Source organism: Pseudomonas avellanae BPIC 631 (genome assembly GCF_000444135.1).
GTDB lineage: Bacteria > Pseudomonadota > Gammaproteobacteria > Pseudomonadales > Pseudomonadaceae > Aquipseudomonas > Aquipseudomonas avellanae.
The window spans coordinates 1-5,674 of record NZ_ATDK01000017.1 but is presented as its reverse complement, the minus strand read 5'-3'; the positions used below and the strand labels follow the sequence as shown (position 1 = coordinate 5,674).

The following is a 5,674-nucleotide window of genomic DNA, read 5'->3' as shown; positions in this document are numbered from 1 at the left end:
TTTTGTCTACACCCTCCTAGCATCGGCCAATGCCAGCGCGAGCAACGTGTTGAGGTCTGAGTTATCTGCTCCCCGGTAGATCCTCTCGCCAACCCCAGGGCAGTAGTTGTTAACCGCTTCAGCCCAGTCATTCTGGGTGACTGTCCTTCCAAGATCCTTGATCCGCTTGATTGCAGCTTTGATGTTGGCAAGCTGAGTGTCAGTAGGCTGGGCAGGTGGGAGGCCAAATCGCATACGCAGGGCGTGCGCTAGTTGTTGATCAGCATTCATAAAGCGTCCTTGTTCGATGTCGTTCCCTAGATGCAAAAAAATGAGCAGCGAGGGTAGATGGCGGTCGTCTACGGCCAGGTGCGAGCAGCCTCCAAGCTGCTCGCGCCGGTAGTGCCATTATGATGGCTATTGGGTTCAAATCAATGGCCCTTATGATGCTGTGACTCATACTGGAAAGATCGGGGCACCTGACGTTCATCTATCATTTCTCTCCTTAGCCGAGCTACACCCTGCCGCTTTCCATGCGCAAGCCCAGTACCGCTGAGGTCGCGGGGAGCTTGAAGATAGTCTGTACAGGTACAGACATTGTCTATGCGCGACGCCACCCGTCGGGTCTCACTCATAGTGCAGCTCACCAAATAGTCCGATCATGAGATCACCTTCCAGGATCTCAAATGGAAGGGTGACGTATTGATCTGGGTGACGTGGTAGCGCCTTTCCGTCGTGTGCTGAATTCTTCGTATGACCCTGGACACGTTCGCCGTTTTCCTTGATGTAGGGAAGCACCACAATGCGTCCATGGTTCTTCGACAGAATGGTGCCTTCATGCCAAAGGGTGGTGCCTTCACCACTGCTGGACTCGCCCCCCGTGCTTTTTACAACCCACTGAGGCAAGCCATCCTCTTCATACCAGAAGACGAAGCCTCCGATCACAAGCACGCTTTGTCCTCGGCTCCTCGCCTCGGCCAGCATTTGTCTGACACTGGCCAGCTGAAGCAGCTTATTTGCACGAGGAAGCAATTGTTCGCGAATTAATGCTTTGGTTTGTCCCCAATGATCGAAGCCCGAACAACCGTATGCCCTGGCTATCAACTCACGAAAACAGGCCTGCGAGAGCTTTGCGTTCAGCGCGCCAAGGTATTCCCATTTCATTTTTTGCGGTGCGGTGCAGGCAGGCTTTGAACTCTGGAATGGCCGCAAGCTGAAGGTAAGGGGCGACGTCGAGCTGCTTTGATGGATGCCCACGTAGGCGTTCGATGCCGTTAGGCAGTTCAAGATCTTGAATGGCCGGACGGGGCAGATGGGCATTTCGCTTGATAGCCTCGCGCTCCATCAGCTCTTCCTCGTCTCGGATTCGACGCCCTGCTGTCAGGGCTTTCTCTACTTTCAGGATGGTGGAGGTTTGGAGCAGCGGGTCGTCCAGAGCCTGTCTGACCCTGTCATGAATGCCCTGGTTGAACTCATCAGCAGCGCTCATGGCCTCGGCATAGGTTGTGAACACCGCTCCTCTGGCATGTCCGCTGCCGTTATCAAAAAAGTATTGCTTCCACGCGAGGTGCGACTCGGTAAAGAGTTTCAAGGCGCGCAGGTGCCATACCCAGCCGATGTGGAATCGGCGAAATGGTAGTACCGCCAGGGTGGGCGCAGAGTGGTAAGGCATTTGATCAAGTCGCATGGGTTCCTCCTTGGATGGCGTTGCTCAGGCTACCATTTGGCCACTAGGGCAGGGAGGTTTGTAATTGCCTTAACGGCGACTCAGAGCGGTTATTACATGGGTTTTACGCGCGATACGGGCAGGGCTCTCCCGCCAGCGCGGCTGTTGGCCTGAACGGAGATACGGCTCCTGTCGTCCCGACGTCATGCCGAAAAGCCTACACAGAGGGTGTCACTTCGGTTTGGTCGAGCCACTACCTGCTGCAGAAGCTCTTGGGTGCTTAGGATCAGGGCCAGGCGCTTTGATCGCGAGATGCCGGTGTAGAGCATGCTGCGTTCTACAAATTTGCTTTGGGTCAGGGAGCAAATGATAGAGGTGTGGTACTCGCTGCCTTGCGCTTTGTGGATTGAGATAGCGTAGGCAAGATTGATCCCAAGCAGGAACAAGTCCATACGAGATAGGATCACTTCAGATCCATTGAAGGTGAAAATCCCAGCGCTCTCACCATCAAGGCTAGTTATGCCGGACATTACGCCAGTGTTTCCGTTGAACAGGTTATGCTCGTAGCTGTTCTGGGTGATGATGACGGGATCGTTTACGCGCAGCCAGAATTTTCCCATCTTGATGCCCCGCGTCTCGTCGGTTTGCTGAAGAACGCTTTGAAGATGGTTGTTAATTTTGTGGCCTGAATCGGCCATGCGGTCGGACATGTGTGGCGTCAAAACCTGAGCATCTGGGATTATCTGCTTGAGCTTGGACAGGTGGTTAAGCAAATCCTGAGTGTTGGTGCAGTGGATCAAATAAACGCCATCCCGCTCGCCGTTCCAGCTTGGGAGTGTGTTGAGTTCTCCTGATCGAATCTGGATAGCGGTCTTCTGCAGATGACTATCGCCAACTGTCCTGTGAACCTTAGTTAGGTGAGTGGACGGTATCGCTGTCGATTTGGCAATTGCGTGGAAGAATATGCCATACCCTACCGGGGATAGTTGGCCGGTGTCCCCTACGAGTAAGAGTGACAGCTCCTTCTTAGCAAATGCGTTCAGAAGCTTGAGCATCAATGCGATGTCCACCATGCTGGCCTCGTCAACCACGACCAGCGGGTCAGAGTCACTGTTGAGGCTGGATTCTCTGCTTTTGATTTTGATCAGAAAGCTGTGAATCGTATGAGTGTCTCGACCAATAGCCTCCTTTGCCCGCTCCTTGGCTTTTCCGCTCAGTGCCAGGACATGTACTGGGCGGGATTCGGATGCGATGTCAACAATGGCTCTTAGCACTGTCGTCTTCCCGGTTCCTCCAAACCCGGTGAGCGTACTGATTCGGTTCGTGAGCGCCATCAGCACAGCATTTTTTTGCCCTGGCGTGAGCGAATGTCCCGAGGCCAGCTCCCGGCGCGAACAGTAGTCCTCAATCGCCTGAGCCAGTTCTTGGGGTGTGCCGTGGGGTAGTGACGTCGGCGCAGACGTAAGGCTCGCCACACGCTGCTCCAGTTGGCTCTCGACGAGAGCGGCACCCAGCGGCTGTATCAACGTTATGCCATATAGTTTCTTTACGCACACCGCCCGCCTTTCAAGAGCAGACGTTATTGCGAGGTTAACCAGCATAGGGGTGCGCAGCTTCAGCGCTAGCTCAGTTTTTAGGTCGTCAACCGGGCACGCGGTATGTCCTTGATCCAGGCGGACATAAAGAAGGTGCTCGACAAGCCCAACCAATCTGCGTGGATCATTGGGAGAAATACCCAGCTTGGATGCGGTGGCCTCTACAGTTTTCCACAGGTTCGGATGGACACCTTGAAATGCGACCAGGCTATATGGGTTGCGCTTTAGCCTTTCCACTGTATCGGTCTGACAAACTCTCAGGATGCCTTTCGCAAGGCCTGGGTCGAAATGGTGTTCCATCAGGAATTCAATAGTAGAAATCTCGTTCTGCAGCGTCATCCAAGCGTTCACGATCTTCTGAGCTAGGTCGGGGTTGATCACCTCTGCTAAGGTGCCAACTCTTCCCTCAGTCAGGGACTGGGCTAGATTTTCCGCTCCGAGTTCTCTGATCAGCCTAGTGACTTTTGCTTTGCCAAATGAAAGCCCACGGAACGCCGGATGCCTAACAAGTAATCGCTCAACGTAAGCAGCCACTGGCAGATTCACAATGTGACAGCTTTCAACCAGAACAAAGTTTCGGAATTGATCGCGGCTTACGATCGAGCCATTGATTTTCCAGCATTCGCCTGGCTGTGGGACGCGAGTGATTACCTTGTAACTTGCCTTGCATGTATAGACTTCGTTCTCGCCAAGGATGCGCCCTGAGAAAATGGCCCCACCAAAGCTGCCTACTTTCACCGAGCTAACCTGAATGACACTGCATAGACTGCTCATAAGGTAAATGACCGCCCCGAATCTATCACCAGTTCCTGCTGGCCACTTATTTCGGCCATATTAGTCCGAAGCAGGCGCACCTCAGCCGATAGACGTTCAACCTGTTCGCGAAGTAATTCGTTTTCCTTCAGCTTTTGCTCCAGTATTGCTCGCAAGCGGTTCGACTCTCGGTTGGTTGACTCCGCCATGTCCAACAGAACAGGATCGTGGTTCTTGGGCGCAAAAAACTCACTGCCGATTTTTCGAATATCTTTTGCAATGACCTGTTCTAGGGTATCGCCATTGGAGCAAAAGATCTTCTTGGCACTTTCGGAAAACCATTGGCGGCGATTGCCGCACTCATCAGCTATTTTGCTGAAGTTGATATCCCCGAACTGGTTCAGAGGGAACTTTTGGCCAGCCTGTTCCAGGCCCATGACATAGTCTCTGTAGCGCTCAAAGGGTGAGCGCTTTCGGTCAGTCGCCGTCATGATCTTTCTCTTTGGATTGCAGCCAGCTAATAAATGGTTCAATGAGCTCTTTCGGTGCAAGTCCTTCTGCTGGTTCCAGGTCATTGTAAGCACAGCTTATTTTCTTAGCCTGAATGTCAGCGGTAAACATCCCGTCACTCGCTTCGAGTACGAGCTTTAGAACACGGCATGTTTTGTCAAACTTTGCCATGAAAACTTCATCGTTGATCTTTCCCTCCTGCAAGGCAGCAGGCGAGGCGCCATGAGCCCGTAGCGCCGCTCGAAGGGCTTTGACTTCTTTCTCCAGTCGGTCTATATCAGATTGAAGGCGGTCTGCCCGCTGAACAGCCAGCTTACCTACTAGGTTGTCCTTCTTCGATTCCATGTTGTTGGATGAATCCCAGTACCTGTAATAGATAGGCCCGACGAGCGACCAGTACTCAGTATTCTGGACAAGCGTTCTATATCCGATCTTTTTTTCATTTACAGCAAGGCCATCATTGTACAACTCGGCACAAAATCGGGAGAAGGGTGTTACACCAACAAAGGATGTTTTCCCTACAAAGGCCTTCAGCCTCGGGATCACGTCGTCTTTGATTCGTGTAAGCCTATAATCAAGACTGCGTTTCTGAGCACCTGCAAATCGGTTCTGCCCTGGCTTCGCTCCTTTGGTCATACAGGGGCACTCTCAGGCTTTGATATCAGCTTCAGAATCGAATTGGGGCGGTCAAGGGCCATGGGCTTACTCATCGCTTCACCCAAATCATGTAAGGACAAGCCAAGGACTTCACAGGCAGATCTGATCAAGCCTCTGAATTCATCGATCAATGTGAATCCGACGGGGGCTTCTTGCAAAATGCGGTTGAAGTCCCCTGTGAATGCTAAGAGCTTGTGACGCGCGGCCATGATCTGTTGTTTCAACTGAGGAGTGAAAAATTCTGCATGTGACTTGGCTTCTGCGGTACGTGCAATAAGGTTGGAGAGTGTGTTGTCTTGAAGCTCTAAGCGATCAAGATGTCCGGATACGATTTCAGGCTTTTCCACCAAGAAGCTAGAGCGCATTTTGATTTCGTTGTGCATTTGCTCAAGGCAGTGAGCGGTGACGCTCCAAGAGATAATCTCTGAAGCTAGGAATTTTCGATGGTTGGCTTTTGGCATTAAGCTTTCGGTAGATGCACCATTGCGTTTGGCCGTATCCGTCCGGCCAAGTC

General features: G+C 52.3%; 7 protein-coding genes. All 7 read right to left on the bottom strand.

Features of this window, described 5'->3' with window-relative positions; all coding sequences use genetic code 11:
* Positions 1–6: 6 nt before the first annotated feature.
* Positions 7–270: a hypothetical protein gene (locus DW49_RS0100830; RefSeq protein WP_024421058.1), complete on the bottom strand. Its 264-nt coding sequence runs from the start codon at positions 268–270 to the stop codon at positions 7–9.
* Between the two features lie 336 nt (positions 271–606).
* Positions 607–1,143: a hypothetical protein gene (locus tag DW49_RS1000000133515; protein WP_229687593.1), complete on the bottom strand. Its 537-nt coding sequence runs from the start codon at positions 1,141–1,143 to the stop codon at positions 607–609.
* Positions 1,085–1,666 carry a hypothetical protein gene (locus tag DW49_RS1000000133510; RefSeq protein WP_005622374.1) on the bottom strand — a complete coding sequence of 194 codons (582 nt, stop codon included), beginning with the start codon at positions 1,664–1,666 and terminating at the stop codon, positions 1,085–1,087. Before DW49_RS1000000133510 ends, DW49_RS1000000133515 begins: the two co-directional genes overlap by 59 nt.
* Positions 1,667–1,848: 182 nt before the next feature.
* The gene (locus tag DW49_RS0100820) at positions 1,849–3,978 is read right to left on the bottom strand and encodes an AAA family ATPase (RefSeq protein ID WP_229687592.1); all 2,130 of its coding nucleotides are present in this window, start codon (positions 3,976–3,978) and stop codon (positions 1,849–1,851) included.
* Positions 3,979–4,010: 32 nt separating this feature from the next.
* The gene (locus tag DW49_RS0100815) at positions 4,011–4,484 is read right to left on the bottom strand and encodes a hypothetical protein (protein ID WP_024421057.1); all 474 of its coding nucleotides are present in this window, start codon (positions 4,482–4,484) and stop codon (positions 4,011–4,013) included.
* Entirely contained in the window at positions 4,471–5,139 is a 669-nt protein-coding gene (locus tag DW49_RS0100810) for a hypothetical protein (protein WP_024421056.1), read from the bottom strand. The genes DW49_RS0100815 and DW49_RS0100810 overlap by 14 nt, the downstream gene beginning before the upstream one ends.
* Positions 5,136–5,674 (bottom strand): hypothetical protein (locus DW49_RS1000000132720; RefSeq protein ID WP_032616413.1); only part of this gene is annotated, 539 nt, incomplete at its 5' end. The genes DW49_RS0100810 and DW49_RS1000000132720, both read right to left, overlap by 4 nt.